This is a genomic window from Nonomuraea sp. NPDC049758, assembly GCF_040674635.1.
GTDB lineage: Bacteria > Actinomycetota > Actinomycetes > Streptosporangiales > Streptosporangiaceae > Nonomuraea.
Map to the genome: position 1 here is coordinate 269266 of NZ_JBFAMZ010000009.1, position 18587 is coordinate 287852.

At 74.6% G+C, this 18587-nt stretch carries 18 protein-coding genes; 12 read left to right on the forward strand and 6 right to left on the reverse strand.

Features of this window, described 5'->3' with window-relative positions; all coding sequences use genetic code 11:
- Window positions 1-35 precede the first annotated feature (35 nt).
- The gene (locus AB0J46_RS25205) at window positions 36-3479 is read left to right on the forward strand and encodes a BTAD domain-containing putative transcriptional regulator (protein ID WP_364335953.1); all 3444 of its coding nucleotides are present in this window, start codon (window positions 36-38) and stop codon (window positions 3477-3479) included.
- A 51-nt stretch (window positions 3480-3530) separates the two neighbouring features.
- On the opposite strand, the gene AB0J46_RS25210 is transcribed toward AB0J46_RS25205, so the two are convergent.
- The gene (locus tag AB0J46_RS25210) at window positions 3531-4793 is read right to left on the reverse strand and encodes a serine hydrolase domain-containing protein (protein WP_364335955.1); all 1263 of its coding nucleotides are present in this window, start codon (window positions 4791-4793) and stop codon (window positions 3531-3533) included.
- A 152-nt stretch (window positions 4794-4945) separates the two neighbouring features.
- Between AB0J46_RS25210 and AB0J46_RS25215 the strand changes: the two genes are divergently transcribed.
- From AB0J46_RS25215 to AB0J46_RS25230, 4 genes are all read left to right on the forward strand, one after another.
- Window positions 4946-5290 (forward strand): VOC family protein, encoded by a 345-nt coding sequence (locus AB0J46_RS25215; RefSeq protein WP_364335957.1) that lies wholly within the window; start codon window positions 4946-4948, stop codon window positions 5288-5290.
- 18 nt (window positions 5291-5308) lie between these two features.
- A complete protein-coding gene (locus AB0J46_RS25220; protein WP_364335959.1) occupies window positions 5309-6187 on the forward strand; it encodes a helix-turn-helix domain-containing protein in 879 nt (292 codons plus the stop codon).
- 60 nt (window positions 6188-6247) lie between these two features.
- Window positions 6248-6685 (forward strand): SRPBCC family protein, encoded by a 438-nt coding sequence (locus tag AB0J46_RS25225; protein ID WP_364335961.1) that lies wholly within the window; start codon window positions 6248-6250, stop codon window positions 6683-6685.
- A 78-nt stretch (window positions 6686-6763) separates the two neighbouring features.
- Window positions 6764-7120 (forward strand): PRC-barrel domain containing protein, encoded by a 357-nt coding sequence (locus AB0J46_RS25230; protein WP_352356660.1) that lies wholly within the window; start codon window positions 6764-6766, stop codon window positions 7118-7120.
- Window positions 7121-7231: 111 nt separating this feature from the next.
- Here the strand turns inward: AB0J46_RS25230 and AB0J46_RS25235 are convergent, their stop codons facing one another.
- The gene (locus AB0J46_RS25235; protein ID WP_364335963.1) at window positions 7232-8080 is read right to left on the reverse strand and encodes a helix-turn-helix transcriptional regulator; all 849 of its coding nucleotides are present in this window, start codon (window positions 8078-8080) and stop codon (window positions 7232-7234) included.
- A 104-nt stretch (window positions 8081-8184) separates the two neighbouring features.
- On the opposite strand from AB0J46_RS25235, the gene AB0J46_RS25240 reads away from it, so the two are divergent.
- A complete protein-coding gene (locus tag AB0J46_RS25240) occupies window positions 8185-9666 on the forward strand; it encodes an MFS transporter (protein WP_364335965.1) in 1482 nt (493 codons plus the stop codon).
- A gap of 11 nt (window positions 9667-9677) precedes the next feature.
- Here AB0J46_RS25240 and AB0J46_RS25245 read toward each other — a convergent pair whose 3' ends face one another.
- Window positions 9678-10439 (reverse strand): alpha/beta hydrolase, encoded by a 762-nt coding sequence (locus AB0J46_RS25245; RefSeq protein ID WP_364335967.1) that lies wholly within the window; start codon window positions 10437-10439, stop codon window positions 9678-9680.
- Window positions 10440-10584: 145 nt separating this feature from the next.
- Here AB0J46_RS25245 and AB0J46_RS25250 point away from each other — a divergent pair, with 145 nt between their 5' ends.
- Window positions 10585-11238 carry a class I SAM-dependent methyltransferase gene (locus AB0J46_RS25250; RefSeq protein WP_364335969.1) on the forward strand — a complete coding sequence of 218 codons (654 nt, stop codon included), beginning with the start codon at window positions 10585-10587 and terminating at the stop codon, window positions 11236-11238.
- A 12-nt stretch (window positions 11239-11250) separates the two neighbouring features.
- On the opposite strand, the gene AB0J46_RS25255 is transcribed toward AB0J46_RS25250, so the two are convergent.
- Entirely contained in the window at window positions 11251-11745 is a 495-nt protein-coding gene (locus AB0J46_RS25255; RefSeq protein ID WP_364335971.1) for an endolytic transglycosylase MltG, read from the reverse strand.
- A gap of 318 nt (window positions 11746-12063) precedes the next feature.
- Between AB0J46_RS25255 and AB0J46_RS25260 the strand changes: the two genes are divergently transcribed.
- From AB0J46_RS25260 to AB0J46_RS25280, 5 genes are all read left to right on the forward strand, one after another.
- Window positions 12064-12648: an NAD(P)H-dependent oxidoreductase gene (locus tag AB0J46_RS25260; protein WP_364335973.1), complete on the forward strand. Its 585-nt coding sequence runs from the start codon at window positions 12064-12066 to the stop codon at window positions 12646-12648.
- Window positions 12645-14117, forward strand: a complete 1473-nt coding sequence (locus tag AB0J46_RS25265; protein ID WP_364335975.1) for a DHA2 family efflux MFS transporter permease subunit — start codon at window positions 12645-12647, stop codon at window positions 14115-14117. The genes AB0J46_RS25260 and AB0J46_RS25265 overlap by 4 nt, the downstream gene beginning before the upstream one ends.
- The gene (locus AB0J46_RS25270) at window positions 14114-14500 is read left to right on the forward strand and encodes a MerR family transcriptional regulator (RefSeq protein WP_364335977.1); all 387 of its coding nucleotides are present in this window, start codon (window positions 14114-14116) and stop codon (window positions 14498-14500) included. The genes AB0J46_RS25265 and AB0J46_RS25270 overlap by 4 nt, the downstream gene beginning before the upstream one ends.
- Before the next feature lie 82 nt (window positions 14501-14582).
- Window positions 14583-15332 carry an SDR family oxidoreductase gene (locus AB0J46_RS25275; protein WP_364335979.1) on the forward strand — a complete coding sequence of 250 codons (750 nt, stop codon included), beginning with the start codon at window positions 14583-14585 and terminating at the stop codon, window positions 15330-15332.
- A gap of 127 nt (window positions 15333-15459) precedes the next feature.
- Entirely contained in the window at window positions 15460-16641 is a 1182-nt protein-coding gene (locus tag AB0J46_RS25280; RefSeq protein ID WP_364335981.1) for a serine hydrolase domain-containing protein, read from the forward strand.
- On the opposite strand, the gene AB0J46_RS25285 is transcribed toward AB0J46_RS25280, so the two are convergent.
- Complete coding sequence (locus AB0J46_RS25285) at window positions 16626-17270, reverse strand: response regulator transcription factor (protein WP_364335983.1); 645 nt, start codon at window positions 17268-17270, stop codon at window positions 16626-16628. The two genes, AB0J46_RS25280 and AB0J46_RS25285, sit on opposite strands and share 16 nt — an antisense overlap.
- Window positions 17258-18469, reverse strand: coding sequence for a sensor domain-containing protein (locus AB0J46_RS25290; RefSeq protein WP_364335985.1), 1212 nt, complete (start codon window positions 18467-18469; stop codon window positions 17258-17260). The genes AB0J46_RS25285 and AB0J46_RS25290 overlap by 13 nt, the downstream gene beginning before the upstream one ends.
- Window positions 18470-18587: the final 118 nt, after the last annotated feature.

The window sequence follows — 18587 nt, forward strand, 5'->3', positions numbered from 1 at the left end:
GGCACGACCCGCCGCCGCGTGCCAGACTCCTGGCCATGGCGGACTCGACCAGGCCGGACGGCGACGGCGGACAGCTGCGCGTGGGCATCCTCGGCCCTCTGTCGCTGGTGACCGCCGGTGGCCCGGCGCGGGTCGGCGGCGCGCGGCTGCGGGGGCTGCTGGCCAGGCTGGCCCTGGACGCCGGGCGGGCCGTCCGGCCCGAGACCCTGGCCGAGGCGTTGTGGGACGACGCGCCGCCGGAGGCCCCCATGCACGCGCTGCAGTCGCTGGTGTCCCGGTTCCGGCGCGTCCTCGGGCATCCCGGGCTGCTCACCTCCGGCCCCGCCGGGTACCGGCTGGCCGTCGAGCCGGACGCCGTCGACGCCGTGCGGTTCGAGCGGCTGGTCAGGCAGGGGCGGGCGGCCGTTCGGGACCGGCCCGCCGAGGCGGCCGCCATCCTGCGGGAGGCCCTGGGCCTGTGGCGCGGACCGGTCCTGGCCGACGTGCGGGCGGCGCCGTTCGCCGCCGCCGAGGCCGACCGGCTCGAACGCGCCCGGCTGGCCGCCCTGGAGGACCGCATCGAGGCCGACCTGACACTGGGCGCTGGCCTGACGTTGGGCGGTGACCCGAGGCTGGGCGCTGACCTGACGTTGGGCGCTGGCCTGACGCTGGGTGCTGACCTGACGTTGGACGGTGACCCGAGGCTGGGCGGTGACCTGACGCTGAGCGCTGACCTGAGGCTGGGAGGTGACCTCGGCCTGGTCGCTGAGCTGGAATCGCTGACAGTCGCCCACCCGCTGCGCGAGCGCCTGCACGCCCAGCTCATCCGGGCGCTCGCCCGCGACGGCCGCGGGGCCGAGGCGCTGGCCGCCTACCAGCGCATCCGCGCTCGGCTCGCCGACGACTTCGGCGGGGACCCGGGGCCGCACCTCCAGCAAGCCCACCTGGCGGTCCTGCGCGGCGACCTTCCCGGCCCCCACCGGCCGTCCCGGTCGCCTGAGCCCTCCGGGCCGCCTGGGCCGTCCGGGCTGCCTGGGCCATCCGTTGCCTTCGGGCCGGCGGGACCGTACGGGCCGTCGCCGTCGAGCCGGTCGCATGGCAATCTCGACGTTCCGCTCACCAGTTTCGTGGGCCGCGACGAGGACGTGCGCCGGGTGACCGGCCTGCTCGGCCGGGCCCGGCTGGTCACCCTGGTCGGCCCCGGCGGGGCGGGCAAGACCCGGCTGGCCGGCGCGGTCGGCCGGCGGCTCACGCCGTCCGGCGGGGTGTGGTTCGTGCCGCTGGCCGCAGTGGGGCCCGACGACGTCCCCCGCGTGCTGCTCGACCTGCTCCGGACGCGCAAGGAGGGCGCGCCCGCGCGGGCCGAGCCGGACGACCTGGTCGAGCTCCTCGCGGACGACGACCTGGTCCTCGTGCTGGACAACTGCGAGCACGTGATCGAGGCCGCCGCCACGCTGTGCGGGACGCTGCTCGGCCGCTGCCCGCGGCTGCGGGTGCTGGCCACCAGCCGCGAACCCCTGCGCATCGACGGCGAGATTCTGCACCCGGTGCCGCCGCTGGACCTGCCAGAGCCGGGCTCGACGCCGGAGGCGGCACGGTCCGTCGCGGCGGTTCGGCTGTTCCGCGACCGCGCCGCCGCCGTATGGCCCGGCTTCGTCCTGGAGGGCGGCGCGCTGGCGGCGACCGTCGAGATCTGCCGTCGCCTCGACGGCCTGCCGCTGGCTATCGAGCTGGCCGCCGCCCGGCTGCGCGCCCTGCCGGTCGAGGCGGTCGCGGCCCGGCTGGACGACCGGTTCCGGCTGCTCACCGCCGGCAGCCGGACGGCGCTGCCGCGCCACCGCACCCTGGCCGCCGCCGTCGCCTGGAGCTGGGACCTGCTCGACCCCGGCGAACGGTCCCTGCTGGAACGGCTGTCCGTCGTGCGCGGCAGCTTCACCGAGGCCGCCGCGGCCGCAATCGGCGGCTCTGACGACGCGGCCGCAATCGGTGGCGCGGGGGGCGTGTCGGAGTTGCTGGCGGCGCTGGTGGACAAGTCTCTGCTGCACCTGGTGGACTCCGCCGACCCGGCCGAGCCGCGCTACCGCCTGCTGGAGACCATCCGCGAGTACGGCCTGCGACGCCTGGCCGAACGCGCCGAGGTCGCCGCCACGCGCGACCGGCACGCCCGGTTCTTCCTGCTGCTGGCCGAGGCCGCCGACCCCCACCTGCGCACGTCGGAGCAGCTCCGCCCGCTGGCCCGCCTGTCGGCGGAACGGGACGACCTGGCGGCCGCGATCCGTTGGACGGTCGAGTCCGGGGACGCCGGGCGGGCCGTGCGGTTCGGCGTCGCGCTGAGCTGGTACTGGTTCCTGCGGGACTTCCCGCCCGAGTCGCTCGACCTGCTCGGCCGGGTGCTCCAGGCCGACGGCCCGGCCGACCCGCGCGCCCGCGCGCTGGTCGCCGCCGCCCACGCGATCGCCATCGTCGAGGCCGCCGGGCCGGAGGAGACCGACGCCGCCTTCGACCGGATCAGGACAGCCTTGGCCCAGCTCGTCCCGGGCACGCATCCCATCGCCGAGATGGCCCGCCTGGCGGTCGGCATAGCCGCGAAGGGCGACCACGCCGTACCGGCCGAGGGGACGGATCCGTGGAGCCGGTCGCTGGCGTTGCTGGTCAGCGGCGTGCTGGCCATGAACACCGGCCACCTCGCCGAGGCCAAGGACACCCTGGCCCGCGCGCTGGCCGGGTTCGAGCAGCTCGGCGAGCGGTGGGGCCAGGGCATGACGCTGAGCGCCCTCGGCTCGGCGCTGGTCCGGTCCGGCGCAGCGGGTGCCGCGCCCGCCCTGGCAGAGCACGCCACCCGGTGCTTCCGCGAGCTCGGCATGCCCGAGCACACCATGGAGAACGAGGTGGCCGCCGCGCTGCACCGGGCCGAGTCCGGCGACGTGGACGGCGGCCGGCGGGATCTGACCGGCCTGCTCGACCGGGCCGGGCGCAGCGGGTCGGCCGAGTCGAGCACGCAGGCGCGCCTGGGCCTGGCCCGGCTGGAGCTGGCCGCCGGGCGGGCGGCGGCGGCCCGCGAGCACGCCCTGGCCGGTCTGGCCTGCGCCCCTCCCGACCGTTCGACCACGCCGCCGCTGACCGCGCTGCTGCTCGGCGTGCTGGCTCGGGCGGACCTCGCCGAGGGGTTCCCCGACCGAGCGGCCCGCCGGCTCGACCATCCGGCGGTGCGCCTGACGCTGACCTGGCACACGCCGGTCGCGGCCGCGACCGCGGTGGTGGCCGCCGCGATCGAGCTCGGCCGGGACCGGCCGGAACGGGCCGGCCGACTGCTCGGGGCCGCCACCGTCCTGGGCGGCTGGACCGGCCCCGGCGACTCCGACCTGCGGCGGCTCACCGGGCTGGCCGAGGCCGCCCTGGGCCCCGCCGGGTTCGCCGCCGCACACGCGGGCGGCGCGGCGATGTCACGAGCCCAGGCCGAGAGCCTGGTGACAGCAGCCGTCATGACGCCGCCCAGCTAGCGCCGCCCAGCCGACGCCGCCCGGTCAACGCGCCGCCCGGTCACGCGCCGCTCAGTCGGCGGCCGGCACCGGCTTGCCGAACATCGTGCAGGTCACCGCCGTCTGCAGTGCCTGGACGGCCTTGGCGAGCTTCGGGTCGGCCTCGAACTCGGCCCAGTACTCCGACGCGACGAGCACGGTGGCCGTGCGGCCGCCGGTCCGGTCGGTGAGGTTGGTGGTCAGGTAGCCCGGCATGCCGCCGTCGTGCCCCCAGAACGTGCCGCACGGATGGGCGGCGGTCTGGATGCCCAGCCCGTAGCCGGGCCCGTCCGGCTGCCGGGGGTCCATCGGGACGGTGGTGCGCAGCTGGGCGAGCTGGGCGGCGGGCAGCAGCCTGCCGGACATGAGCGCGGCGTGGAAGCGGGCCCAGTCGCGGGTGCTGGACACCACCGCCCCGGCCGGGCCGCCCCAGCCGGGGTCGTGGCCGGAGACGTCCACGTGGCCGTCGTGGCGCGGCCCGGCGAGCCGCCGGAACGCGGCCGGCACCGCGGGCGGCTGGTGGGCGGCGTCCGGCTCGTAGCCGCGGGCGTACGGGCCGCGCCAGGCGGGCCCGGTCGCGTAGTAGGTGTGGCCGAGGCCGAGCGGCCGGGCGATGCGGTCCCTGACCAGGCGGGCCAGGCTTGCCCCGGTGACCCGCTCCAGGACCGCCCCGATGGCGGCGTAGCCGGTGTTGCTGTAGGACCATCTGGCGCCGGGCGCGAACAGCGGAGCGTGTTTCACCCCCAGGGCCAGCAGGTTCGCCGGGGTCCACCGCCGCCGGTCCTTGCCGAGCAGCGAGGGCCGGATGGCGGGGTCGTCGGTGTAGTCGTACAGGCCGCTGGTGTGGTTCAGCAGCATGCGCAGCGTGATCGCGCCGCCGCCGGGCACCTGGCCGGGCAGCCACTTGTCCACCGGGTCGGTCAGGGCGAGCCTGCCCTCGGCGACGAGTTGCAGCACCAGCACGGCGACCATGGTCTTGGTGTTGGACCCCATGCGGAACTCGTCGCCCGCTTTGAGCACGTGGTCGCGTCTGGTCCACGCGGCCTGTTCGGCGATCTCGACGGGCCGGCCGCGCCCGTCGTCGACCCGGACGAGCACGCCGGGCGCCCCGGCCGCCACCGCCTCCCGCGCCAGGCGTTGCAGCAGGGCGGGCGTCCCGTCCAGGGCCGGCCGGGACGTGGCGGCGGCCGGGAGCGCCGCGACCACGGCCAGGCCCACGGCCGGCACGACGGCCGTGAGCGCGCGCAGCCACCGCGGCCGGGCAGCCCGCCGGGACGGGACATCACAGGGGTACATGAACCGGTTCCTCCTCCATCGGGTGACACCAACGCCCTCACCCTCCGGCCCCCCGCTCACAAACCGCACACATCCCGCTGTCAACCCGCCGCCACGGCGATGAGTTCGCCACACCGGCGGAGTCTGCACAGGGACAGGAAGGAGTGGTCCGAGTGGATCTGTACAGCGTGGTGTGCGTACGCGACCGGGCGGCGGCGCAGCAGTGGTACGAGGTGTTCTTCGGCCGCCCGGCGGACGAGGTCGTCGGCGAGGAGCACCTGTGGCAGGTCGGCGAGAACGCGTGGGTCGTCATCGACGACCGGCACATGCGGGCCGCGCGCGTCGGCGGCACCATGATCACGTTCGGCGTGTCCGGCCTCGACGACATCCTGGCCAGGCTGGCCGGGCACGGCATCGAGCACGGCCCCGTGGAGACGTACGGCAGCGGCGTGCGCCACGTGGACGTCCTCGACCCGGACGGCAACAGCCTCTCGCTCGCCGAGGCCCCGCCGCGGTGATCCGGTTAGGCTCGGGACGTGTTCGACTCGCCCGACTTCGACCTGGCGCCCTACGCCGGCCTCGACACCTCGGCGTACGTGCGGCACACGTACAACAGCTGGGACGACGCCGGCTGGCGGTCGCTGCTGGTGCAAGGCTTCCGGCACGCGCCCGAGGCCGAGCACTTCGCCCTGCCCGCCGTGTCCGACCTGCATCTCGTGCTCTGCGTGGCGGGGAACGCCGACCTGCGGATGCACGCGGGCGGCAGGCCGGTCCGGCGGCGCTGGGTCCCGGGCCACCTGGAGCTCATGGTCCCCGGCCGCGCCGGGTCGATCAGCTACCGGGCGGCGGCCGGGCTGAGCACCGTCCAGGTGCACGTCCCCGCGGCGGCCGTCCGGCGGGCCGCCGACGCGCTGGGCGGTCACGAGCCCGACTTCGAGGCGACCGCCGCGGCCCTGGCGGCCGGTGATCCGGTCGTCGAGCAGCTCCTGCGCGCGCTGCCGGGCCGCGCAGCGGCCGGCGACCTGTACGCCGAGTCCGCCGCCGCCTTCCTCGTGACGCATCTGCTGACCCGGGGCGGGGCCGAGCGCCTGCCCGGCCCGGAGCACGCGGCCGTCCGGGCGGCTGTCGCCATCATGACGGAGCGCCTGGCCGAGCCGTTGACGCTGGCCGCCGTCGCGGCCGAGGTGCATCTGAGCGTGTACCACTTCGTCCGGGTGTTCCGGGAGGGCACCGGCCAGACGCCCCACCGGTACCTCACCCGGTTGCGCGTCGAGGAGGCGCGGCGGCTGCTGTCGTCCACCTCGCTCAGCGTCGAGCAGATCGCCGGGCGGTGCGGGTTCGCCGGTGCGGGCTCGTTGTCGTCGGCCTTCCTGCGGCAGACCGGCGTGCGGCCGTCGGCGTACCGCAAGAACTGACCGATCGACGGCAATCGTGCGCATGGCCTCCGGGCGGGGCCGGTGCCTACGTTGGGGCTCATGCCGTACTCCTTCGCCGTGACCGCCCGCTCGCAGGCCGCCCCCGAGGCCGTCTTCGCGGCGCTCACGCACGCCGCCACCTGGCCGTCGTGGTCGCCGATCGACTCCGCCGACGTCGAGGGCGGCGATCCGGCGGCCCGGCAGCAGGCGGGCGACACCAGGGTCTTCCGCACCGGGCGCAACGTCTCGCGCGAGCGCGTCGTCGAGCTCGTCCCCGACCGGCGGTTCGTCTACGACAACCTGGGCGGCCCGTTCCGCTCCTACCGCGGGACGGTCGAGCTCGCGCCGGCCGCCGGCGGCGGCACCGACATCACGTGGTCGGCCGCCTTCGAGCCGAGGATGCCGCTGTCGGGTGGCTTCTGGCGGTGGTACCTGACCCGTTTCGTGCAGGGCATGGCCGACGGCCTCGCCGCGTACGCCGCCCGCGCGGCAAAGTGACCGCGGCCCGATGTTTGCCGCGGCTGAACCGGGAAGAGTGGGTGGGCAACGTTCTCTAGATCATCAGGAGGAAACGCCTTGTCTCAGGACATGTGGAGCTACGGTTCCGACGTCTACGGCGACAAGACTCTCGACGTGGTCGGCTTCGACGTCGAGGCCACCGACGGCTCGATCGGCTCGGTGGACGAGGCGAGCCACACCGTCGGCGACAGCTACCTGGTGGTCGACACCGGTCCGTGGATCTTCGGCAAGAAGGTCGTGCTGCCGGCCGGCACCGTCACGCGGATCGACCCGCAGGAGCGCAAGGTCCACCTCGCGCGGACCAAGCAGGAGATCAAGGACTCGCCGAAGTTCGACGAGGACGCCGTGTACAACGACGACGTCCACCGCAACGAGGTGGGCGCGTACTACAGCCGCTTCAACGGCACCGTCTGACCCCGCGTAATCCGGGTACCCGCCGGGGTGCCCGCCGGGCGCGACGCGCGCCGCAGCAGCTGTCAAGGCCCCACAGCTCTGCGACCGGCGGGCCCCCGAGGGCCGGACGTCTCAGGACGTCCGGCCGGTCTGGTGGGTCAGGATGCGCAGGGCGTCGGCGGAGGACGGGTCGGCCGGGGTGTAGATCTCGACCCGGTGGTCGGGGCTGTCGGGCTGGAGCCAGACCTGGTAGTCGACGTCGAGCGCGCCGACCGTGGGATGCCGCAGGCGCATCGTGCCCACCGTGCAGTCGGCGACCTCGCCCACCGCCCACAACGCCGCGAACTCCGCGCTGTGCATCGTCAGCTCTCCGATCAGCTCCGCCAGGCGGGCGTCCGAGGGGAAGCGGCCCGCGGTGAGCCGGAGGTAGGCCACGTGGATGCGGGCTAGTTCGTCCCAGTTGCGGTGCAGGTCGCGGAAGAGCGGATCCAGGAAGAACATCCTCGGGACGGACGGGCGGTCCGCCGGATCCCACGGCGCCTCGAACGGCAGATGCTCCCCCATCAGCGCATGACCCGTTCGGTTCCACGCGAGCACGTCCCCACGCCGGCCGAGCACGACCGCCGGCGTCGTGTCCTTCAGTGACTCCAGCAGCGCGAGCACCCGCGGATGAGGCTCCTCCACGGGCGGCCGGGACAACCGGGAACGGGCAGGTTGCCGGGCGAGATTGTGCAGGTGGACGGTCTCGATCCGGTCGAGCCGCAGCACCCGAGCCAGAGCGTCGAGCACCTGCTCCGAGGCGGTCTCCGCCTGCCCCTGCTCCAGACGCGTGTAGTACCCGGCGCTCACCCCCGCGAGCTGCGCCAGCTCCTCGCGCCGCAGCCCGGGGACCCGGCGGGCCGTCCCGAACGTGCGCAGCCCGATCGCGGCGGGCGTGACCCGGTCACGACGGCTCTTCAGAAACGCTCCGAGACTCTCCACGCCACCGAGCCTAGGCCGACCGGCGGGCCGCGTGGGTACACCTGCTGGGTGCACCCACGCCAGGGGGATGGTTGCCGGGCGCGTCCTGCCCGAGTGTCGGCGCCATGTCTCGACAGCACACGCGCACTTCCCCGGGCCTGCGGGCCTGGCTCGGTCTCCTGGTGATCCTCGGTCCCGTCCTGCTGGTCTCCATGGACGGCTCGATCCTGTTCCTGGCGATGCCCCGGATCAGCCAGGCCCTCACTCCCACCGCGGGCCAGGCCCTGTGGATCCTCGACGTCTACGGCTTCGCCGTCGGCTCCCTGCTGATCGCGTTCGGCAACCTCGGCGACCGGTACGGGCGGCTGCGGCTGCTCATGGTCGGCGCCGCGGTCTTCGGCGCCGGCTCCACGGCGGCGGCCTTCGCGCCCAGCGCCGAGCTGCTGATCGCGGCCCGCGCGCTGATGGGCGTGGCGGGCGCGACCCTGCTGCCGTCGGCGCTGGCCGTGCTGAGAGAGCTGTTCGCCGACCCGCGGCGCCGGGCGCAGGCGATCGGCGTGTTCGCCGCGGCGTTCGCGGCCGGGTTCGCCGCCGGGCCGATCGTGGGCGGCGTGCTGCTGGAACGGTTCTGGTGGGGGTCGGTCTTCCTGGTCAACCTGCCCGTCCTCGCCCTGTTCCTGGTCTTCGCGCCGATCCTGCTGCGCGAGGTGCGGACGACCCGCGCCGGGCGCGTGGACGTGCCCAGCGTCGTGACGTCCGCGGCCGGGCTGCTGCTCGCGATCTACGCGCTCAAGCACGCCGCCGCCGAAGGGCTGTCGGCCGTCCCGGTCGTCGCGGGGGCGGCCGGGGCCGGGCTGCTGGGGTGGTTCGTCCGCAGGCAGCGCGGCCTGGCGCAGCCGCTGATCGAGTTCTCGCTGTTCCGCGACCGGGTGTTCACCGTGGCGATCGTCACCGGGCTGCTGCCGCTGGCGGCGTGGTCGGCGACGGCGTACCTGTCGGGCGTCTACCTCCAGTCCGTTCTCGGCCTGCCCGTGCTGCACGCGGCGCTGCTCGCGCTGCCCGGCGCGGTGGTGCTCACCGTCACCTGCGTCGTCACGCCCTTCGTGGTGGACCGCGTCGGCCGGCGGGCCGCGCTCGCCGTCTGCCACTTCTCCGTCGCGGCCGGGCTGCTGCTCCTGCTCCCGACGGCCGTCACGGGCGGTGTCGGCTGGTATGTCGCGTCCACGGTCGTCGCGGGCGTCGGGTACGGCATCTCGTTCAGCGTCGTCGCCGACACCGCGGTGGGGGCCGTACCGCCGGAACGGGCCGGAGCGGCGGGGGCGCTGGCCGAGACGAGCAACGAGATCGGCAACGCCCTCGGGATCGCGCTGCTCGGCTCGCTCGCCGCCCTGGTCTTCCGGCTCGGCGGGCCGGACCTGGCCCCCACCCTGGACGAGACCCTCCAGCTGCCCGCCCTCGTGCCGGTGGCGGCCGCGCAGGCCGAGTCGGCGTTCGTCGCCGGGCTGCACGTGGCCGCGGCGGTGGCCGGGGTCCTGCACGTGGCGCTCGGCGTCGTCGCCCTGCTGCGGGCGCGGGTGCGGGACGCCCCGCGGCCGGTCGGCCACTGAGGGGCGGGTCCTCAGCCGTCGGTCAGGAAGGCGAGGGCGTCGGGGGCGAATCTCCTGTCGGTGAACGTGCCGCTGTGGCTGCGGCCGGGGTAGACGACGAGCTGGGCGTCGGGGATGCCCTCGACCGTCTGCCGGGCCAGGTCCAGCGGGTAGACCAGGTCGTCGCCGCCCTGGATCAGCAGGGTGGCCGCCTTGATCTCGGACAGCCGGCCGCGCAGGTCGAAGCCGTCCTCGGCGTTGAGCACGGTGACGGCGTCGGCGTGGCCGGCGCGCCCGCCGTCCGACAGCCACAGCAGGCCCCTGAGCAGGACGCGGCCGAGGGCCGACTCGGTGACGATCTCGGCCAGCGCGGGGCTCGGCCGCCTGCCCTGGCGGGCCCGTTCGATGTAGCCGCGCTGGGCCCGCCGGCCGGCCGGGCCGAGGGTGCAGGCCGTGCCCGCCAGGACGAGCCGGTCGACCAGGCCGGGATGGTCGGCGGCCAGTTGCAGGGCGATGGATCCGCCGGTGGACAGGGCCAGCACGTTGACCGGTCCGTCGAACGCGCCCCTGATCGCCTGGGCGAAGATCGCGGCGAGGTCGGCCATTGTCGTGGTGGAGGGCAGCCCGGGCGGGCGGTTGACGACGTACACGGTGAAGTCCCGGGTGAACGGCCGGATCAGCCGCATCGTGGACCAGCGCGTCATGCCCGTGGGGTTGGCCGCCTGCGGGGTGTAGATCAGGACGATCAGGGGCGGCCCTTCGCCGGCCGACAGGTACGGCAGGTCGTTCAGCATGGGGGATCCCTTCCGTGGCCGCGCCGGCCGACTGTATCCGTATGAACAGTTTGGATTTTTGTTCACAGCATACGCGAGAACGGGCGGCCCGTCGCGGCGTCGACGGCTCGGCGGTACCCGAGCCGATGGGCTACAGTCGTCCGCCATGGCCGACTCCTCCTACCTCACGGCGACGGCGCGCGCCTACGACGCCGTCGCCGACCTGTACGCCGACCTCGCCCGCGACTCACTCGACCGCCTGCCGCTGGACCGGGCGCTGGTCGCCGCGTTCGCCGAACTCGTCCGGGCCGCCGGGCCCCGGCCCGTGGTCGAGGCCGGGTGCGGCCCCGGCTACATGACGGCCCACCTGCGTGACCTCGGCCTGGACGCGTCCGGCGTCGACCTGTCCCCCGCGCTGCTCGACATCGCCCGCAGGGACTATCCCGGCCTGCGTTTCGAACTCGGCTCGATGGACGCCCTCGACGTGGCTGACGGCGAGCTGGGCGGCCTGATCTCCTGGTATTCCATGATCCACGTGCCGCCGGCGGAACTGCCGCCGTACTTCGCCGAGTTCCGCCGGGTGCTGGCCCCCGGCGGCCACTTCCTGGTCGCCTTCTTCGAGTCCGAGGGCGACCCGGTGACGGAGTTCGACCACAAGGTCACGCCGGCCTACCGGTGGCCGATCGACGAACTGGCCGACCTGGCCCGCAAGGAGGGGTTCGCCGAGGTGGGCCGGATGCTGCGCGAGCCGCTGGAGGACGAACGCTTCCGCCGCGGCCACCTGCTGATGCGCGCCGCGCCCCCCGACGACGCACACTAGACGAACGGGCGCTCATCCTCGGTGGCCGGGCTTCCGGGCGCGTTCGGCCAGTTCGGTGTACTCCTTTTCGGTCGTGGCGAAGGTCAGGGTGCCGCGTTTCGGGTCGGTGAGCACGAAGTACAGCCAGGAGCCCGCGGCCGGGTGGAGGGCGGCCCTGAGCGCGGCAGCGCCGGGGTTGGCGACCGGCCCAGGCGGCAGGCCCTTGTGACGGTAGGTGTTGCACGGCGAACGCACCCGCACGTCCTCGACCGTGACGGGCCCGCGACGCCTGCCGAGCGCGTAGCGGACGGAGCTGTCGACCTGCAGCGACATGCCGCGGGCCAGCCGGTTGTGCAGGACGCGGGCCACCATCTCGCCGAGGATCTCGGCCGGGGCGGCGGAGGCGGCGAACCGGTACGTGCCGGGGAAGGCGAAGCCCTCCAGCCCGCCCTTCGCGTACGGGGGCAGGCCGAGCGCCCGGCCGTCCCCGGCGGCCTTGGCGAACGACTCCGCGGGCCTGCCGGTCACGCGGGCGAGCTCGTCGAACAGGCCGGAGACCCGCGTCGGCGTGCCCGTCGCCGGGCCGGTTGAGCCGCTCGTCCGTGCTCATCTCCACGACCCGCGACCGGCGCCACCGGCTCACCTGCTCGTGGTACGCGGAACAGCGCCCCCGACCGGTCGATGACGAACTGCCGCAGAACCGCCTCGAAGCCTGGATCCACCCGTCCTCCTCCTCAAGTCATCCACCAAGGACGAGCGGGCGTCCCGGAACTATGCCGGACGCCGGAAAGGCGCAGGTTCCGGCGACTTGAGTTCGCCCATAGGCGAACTCCTAGCGTCCATGCCATGACGGAAACCAACGCCGACAGCCGCCTCCGGATCGCCGTGGTGATCGGGAGCGTGCGCAGGCCCAGAATGGCCGACCCGCTCGCCGCCTGGCTGGAGCACGAGCTCAGCACCATCGACTGGCTCGACCTCGACATGATCGACCTGGCCGCGGTCTCGCTGCCGATGCACGAGCTGCAGCCCGGCGGAGGGGCCGCGTCCCCGATCAGCGACGCGCTCGCCGGCGCCGACGGGTTCGTGTTCCTCGTCCCCGAGTACAACCACAGTTTCCCCGCCGCCGTGAAGAACGCGATCGACTGGCACTTCACCGAGTGGGCGTACAAGCCGGTCGCGTTCGTCGGGTACGGCGCCTCCGGCGGCATCAGGGCCGTGGCGCAGCTGCGCATGGTCTTCCCCGAGCTGCGGGCCGCCACGGTCCGCGAGTCGGTGCTGATCCCGATGGCGTGGGAGCACCTGGACGCCGGCGGCCGCTTCGTTCCCCCGCCGGGCACGACGCAGGCGCTGCACACGACGATGGGCGAGCTGCGCACGTGGGCGCGGGCACTGCGTTCCGTCCGCGTCACGGACCTGGCCGGTCGGCGGTGAGCAGGCTGACCGGGCCGGAGCTGCGCGCCGCGGTCGTCCTGATGGCCGGCGGGCTGCTCGCGGTGCTGGACGCCACGATCGTCGTGGTGGCGCTGCCCGCGCTGATGGCGGCGTTCGGGGCGTCGCTGAGCTCCGTGCAATGGGTCATCACCGCGTACGCGCTCGGGATGGTGGCGACGATGCCGCTGGCCGCCGGGCTGGCCGCGCGCTGGGGCGCGCGGCGCGTGTACCTGGCGGCGCTGGTCGGCTTCGCGGTCGCCTCCGCCGCCGCCGGCGCGGCCGGCGGCCTGGACGGGCTGATCGCCGCGCGGGCGGCGCAGGGCCTCAGCGGCGGCCTGCTGGCGCCGCTGGGGATGGCGATCGGGTTCGGCGCGGTCGCGCCCGAACGCCGCAGCCGGATGACGGCGGTCACCGGGGTGCCGATGCTGGTCGGGCCGATCCTGGGCCCGCTGCTCGGCGCGGCGTTCCTGGGCGCCGGCTCCTGGCGCGCGCTGTTCTACGTCACCGTGCCGCTGGCGCTGCTGACCGCCGCGGGCGCGCCGGCCTGGTTGCCGGCCGGCCCCGCGGGCGGCCGGCGGGTCCGGCCGGACCTGGTGGGGGCGATCCTGCTGGTGCCCGGCATCGTCGCGGTGGCGTACGGCATCAGCGCCCAGGACAGCCCCGCCTGGACGCGGATCGCTGCGGTGGCCATCGGCGCGGTGCTGGTCGCGGCCTTCTGCGCCCGGGCGCTGAGCCGTCCGGAACCGCTGCTGCGGATCCGGCTGCTGGGCGATCCGACGTTCGGCCGGGGCGCCGCGGTGCTCGCCCTGTACGCCGCCCCCTACTTCGGCTCGGCTCTGCTGATGCCCACCTACGTCCAGACGCTGCGTCTCGACAGCGCCTCGGTCACGGCGGCGCTGATGGTCCCCGGCGCGGTCGGCATGGGCCTCAGCCTGCAGGTCGCGGCCCGGCTGCTGGAACGGCTCGGCCCCCGGCGGGTCGTCGGCACCGGGCTCGGGCTCGCGATCGCGTCCGGCGTGGTCCAGGTGATCATCCTCGCGCCGGACACCCCGTACCCGGTGCTCGGCCTGCTCGCGCTGCTCCAGGGAGCGGGCACCGGCGCGATCATGATGCCGACCATGTCCGGTTCCAGCCGGAATCTCCACGGCCCCGACCTGGCCTCGGGTTCCGCGCTGTTGTCGCTGGTGAGCACGGTCGCCAACGGCATGGGCACCGTGGCGGTCGGCGCGCTGTTCACGGCGCTGACCGCCGCGATGACCGGCGGCGCGTCGCTCGCGGCCCTGGCCGCCATGGACGCGGCGGGCAGGGCGGCGCAGGCGGTCACCGTCACCGACGCCCTGCGGCTGACCCAGGCAGCGGCCCTCGTCGTGATGTCGCTGGCCCTCGTCGTACGATTGCGCTCTCCGGCCCGGCACTCGGCGACACCGGGCCGGCGGGAGTCGGCTGAGAGGACGGTGGGCGCGCCATGACCGTCACCGACCGTCCCGGCTCCGAGACGATCCCGGCCTCGCTCACGGTCGGGCAGGTGGCCAGGGCCGCCGGGGTGACGCCCAACGCCGTCCGCTTCTACGAGCGCTACGGCGTGATCACCGGCCATCGCAACAGCGGCAACGCCCGCCGCTTCACCGTCGACGCGGTCTGCCGGATCAAGCTCGCCCTCGCCGCGCAGCGGGTCGGCATCACCCTCAAGGAGAGCGCCGACATCCTCTCCGGCATCCCTCCCCTGTCCCGCGACCTCGACCAGTGGATCGCCGCGGGCGAGGAGCTGGTCCGGATCGGCCGGGCCCGCATCGACCAGCTGCAGACCACCGTGAACGAGCTGGCCACCCTGGACTTCCTCCAGTCCCCTTGATCGCCCTGCGGGCGTCGAGCGGCACGCCTGCCGCCCGCCCGCGGCCTTCGGGTGACTCGTCCCCGATCGACAGGAACACATCATGAGCAACCTCCATGGCAGGACCGCGCTCGTCACCGGCGCGAGCAGAGGCATCGGCCGGGCCATCGCCCAGCGCCTGGCCGCCGACGGCGCGCGCGTAGCCGTCCACTACGGCGGCAACGACCAGGCCGCCGCGCAGACCGTCACCGCGGTCGAGGCGGCGGGCGGGCAGGCGTTCGCCCTGCGGGCCGAGCTGGGCGCGCCCGGCGACGCCGAACGCCTGTGGGCCGCCTTCGACGCCCACGCCGACGGGCTGGACATCCTGGTCAACAACGCCGGCATCCTGAACGACGAGCCCGGCATCGAGCACGTCACCAGACGGCAGTTCGAACGGCTCTTCGCGGTCAACGCCACCGCCCCGTTCTTCGTCACCCAGCTCGCACTCCCCCGCCTGCGTGACGGCGGCCGGATCGTCAACGTCTCCACGATGCTGACCCGCGGCTCGGCGATGCCGACGGCGATCAGCTACGCCATGTCCAAGAGCGCGCTCGACGTGCTCACCTCGACGCTGGCCAAGCAGCTCGGGCCGCGCGGGATCACCGTCAACACCGTGGCGCCCGGCGTCATCGACACCGACATGCACCAGGGCAGACTCGTCGGGGAGGCGCTGACCTGGTTGTCGTCGCTGTCCCCCATGGGCCGCGTGGGCACCCCCGCGGACGTGGCCGACGCGGTGGCCTTCCTGGCCGGCGACGACAGCCGCTGGGTGACCGGCCACTGGCTGGACGCCTCGGGCGGCACCCTGCTCTGACGGCGCGGCCCGGGGCGGTGGTGGCGCCGGCTGTAGTGCGAAGACACCCACGCGTGGGATCGATCGCGAGCCGGCCGCGCCGACATGCTGGACGACATCGCGACCACGTCATCAAGGGAGTTTCCCCATGTCCCACCATCCTGCCGTCACCGTCCGCGGCGTCGCCGCCGTGCTTGCCCTCGCGCTGGGGGCTGCGAGCCCGGCGTCCGCCGACGTCGCTCCGCGGGGCCGTCCGGGCGACGCCGTACGGACGGCGCTGAACGAGCTGGTCGGCGGCGGCGAGTTCGCCGGCGCGCTGGCCGCGGTGCGGGAGCCCGGCGGGCGCGGCCGGGACTACACCGCAGGCGTCGGCGACCTGGCCACGCGGGCGAAGGTCCCGGTCAACGGGTGGGTACGCATCGCCAGCATCACCAAGACCTTCACCGCCACGGTCGTGCTGCAACTGGCCGGCGAGGGCAAGGTGGGGCTGGACGCGCCGGTCGAGACCTACCTGCCGCGGCTGGTGCGCGGCAACGGGCACGACGGCCGCCTGATCACCGTCCGCCGCTTGCTCCAGCACACCTCGGGCCTGCCCGACCACGGCAGGGCCATCGCGGGGACGTTCTTCGACAACCAGCACCGCTACTTCGAGCCCAGGGAGTTGGTCGACCTGGCGCTGGCGCAGAAGCCGCTGTTCGCCCCCGGCAAGGGCTGGAGCTACAGCAACACCGGGTACGTCCTGCTCGGACTGCTGGTGCAGCGGGTCACGGGCCGGCCGATCGGCGTGGAGATCACCGACCGGATCATCACGCCGCTGGGACTCGATGACACCTACTGGCCCGATGCCGGCGAGCAGCGGATCCGGGGCGCCCACCCCAGGGCCTACAAGTCCAGGACCGGCAGGCCGGGTGGCGAGCCGGTGGACGCGTCCGAGATGGACCCGTCGCGGGGATGGGCGGCCGGGCAGCTGGTCAGCACGCCGCGGGACGTCAACCGGTTCCTGGGCGCGCTGCTGGGCGGCAGGCTGCTCAAGCCCGCCATGCTGGCCCAGATGAAGCGGACCGTCCCGGTGCCCGGGGCCCCGCGCGGGTGGGGTTACGGGCTCGGCCTGACGAAGATCCGGCTGAGCTGCGGCGGCCTGGCCTGGGGGCACAGCGGCGACGTCGGCGGGTACTCGACCCGCGGCGGCGTCACCGAGGGCGGCCGGGCGGCCACCGTCACCGCGACCGAGAAGTCCCTCACGGCGGAGGGCGACAAGCAGCTCGACTCCACCCTCGACACCGCCCTCTGCGCCGGACGACAGCCGGCCGCGGGTCAGGCTCTGAGGTAGGCGAGCACCGCCAGGACCCTGCGGTGGCCGCTTTCGGAGGGTTGCAGGCCCAGCTTGGCGAAGATGTTCCTGATGTGCTTGTTGACCGCCCCCTCACTGATCACCAGCCGCTCGCTGAGGTCGGTGTTGGACAAGCCCTCGGCCATGAGCGCGAGCACCTCCCGCTCCCGGGCGGTCAACGCGTGGAGGGGATCACCGGCCCGGCGGCGGACCAGGAGCTGGGCGATCACCTCGGGGTCGATCGCGGTCCCGCCCCCGGCCACCCGGTACAACGCGTCCAGGAAGGACTGCACCTTGCCGACGCGCTCCTTCAACAGGTAGCCGACGCCCACGCCACCCTCGCTGAGCAGGGCGGAGGCGTAGGTGTCCTCGACGTAGGAGGACAGCACCAGGACGGGCAGCCCGGGCCGCGTCCGCCTGGCTTCGATCGCCGCGCGCAGGCCCTCGTCGCGGAAGTCCGGCGGCAGCCGCACGTCCACGATCAGCGCGTCGGGCTCCTCGGCCGCGACGGCGGCGAGCAGGTCGGCGGCGTTGTCGACGGCGGCCGGCACCTCGACGCCCTCGGCGGCCAGCAGCAGCGCCAGCCCTTCGCGCAGCAGCGCGTCGTCCTCGGCGATCACAACCCGCATGGCAACTCCACTTTCAACAGGGTCGGCCCGCCGGGCGGGCTCGTCAGGGTGCTCCGGCCGCCGAAGGCGGCGGCTCGGTGGTCGATTCCGGTCAGGCCGCTGCCGGCGCCGCTCTCGGCGCCGCCCACGCCGTCGTCCTCGATCTCCACGGTCAGCAGGCCGCCGTCCAGGTGCACGCGCACCGCCGCCTTATCGGCGCGGCTGTGCTTGGCGACGTTGGTGAGCGCTTCGGCGACGGTGAAGTAGGCGGCCGCCTCGACGGCCGCGGGCAGGCGGGGGAAGTCGGCGATCTCGACGGCGCAGGGGACGGGGCTGCGCGCGGCCAGCGCGGTGAGCGCGCCGTCGAGCCCGTGTTCGGTGAGGACGGGCGGATGGATGGCCCGGATGGCGTCACGCAGGTTGACCAGGGCGTCGGAGGCGGCCTCATGGGCGCGTACGGCCAGCTGCCGGGTGCCGTCGGGAGCGGCGGTCAGGGCACGTTCGAGCATGCCGAGGTGCATGACGACGGCGACCAGGCGGTTCTGCGTGCCGTCGTGGAGCGTGCGCTCGATGCGCCTGAGCTCCTGCGCGTGGGCTTCGAGCGCCGAGGCCCTGGCCGCGGTCAGCATCGCCACCTGCTGCGCCAGCCGTACCCGGCCCACGGGTTCGAGCAGGCGGCGGCTGAGCCGTCCGGACAGGGCGGCGGCGGCCGGCAGGACCAGGCAGGCCACGCCCAGATAGCCCGCGGCGACGAACGGGCCGGTCAGCGCCAGCGGCCAGGAGTCGATGGCGTAGCCGAGCACCGACGGCGGGCTGCCCGGCGTGAGCCGCCACCACAGCGGCAGGGTGGCCGCGTTGAGCCCGGCCAGGGGCAGGCCGAGCGCCAGGAAGCCGAGGACGACGCCGGTGAGGCCGTGCGCGAGGAGCCAGAGCACCTCCCGTGGCGTGGCGGGGTCGCCCACGGCCGCGCGCACGCGTACCGGCAGCGGCCCCTCAAGCGGCAGGTACGGCGGAGCCGGCACCCCCAGACGGCGGCGCTGCCACCCGGCCAGCCGCCTGACCAGACGCGTCACCGGCGGGATCAGGGGCAGGCCGACCCCGGCCAGGCTCAGCAGCGCGACGCAGACGACCAGCCAGAACAGCGGCAGTGCGAGCAGCGCGGCGCCGGACCCGAGGATCAGGAAGAGCGCGGCCTTCCGCGTGGCCGTCAGGACGTTCATGGCCGACATTCTGCATGGTGGTGCCCGCACCACCATCAAGACGCCCATCGGTGGGATGTCACCCCCTCACCTCTCGCTCCTACGTTTGGTGCGGTCCAGGAGAGATCGATGGGGGGCT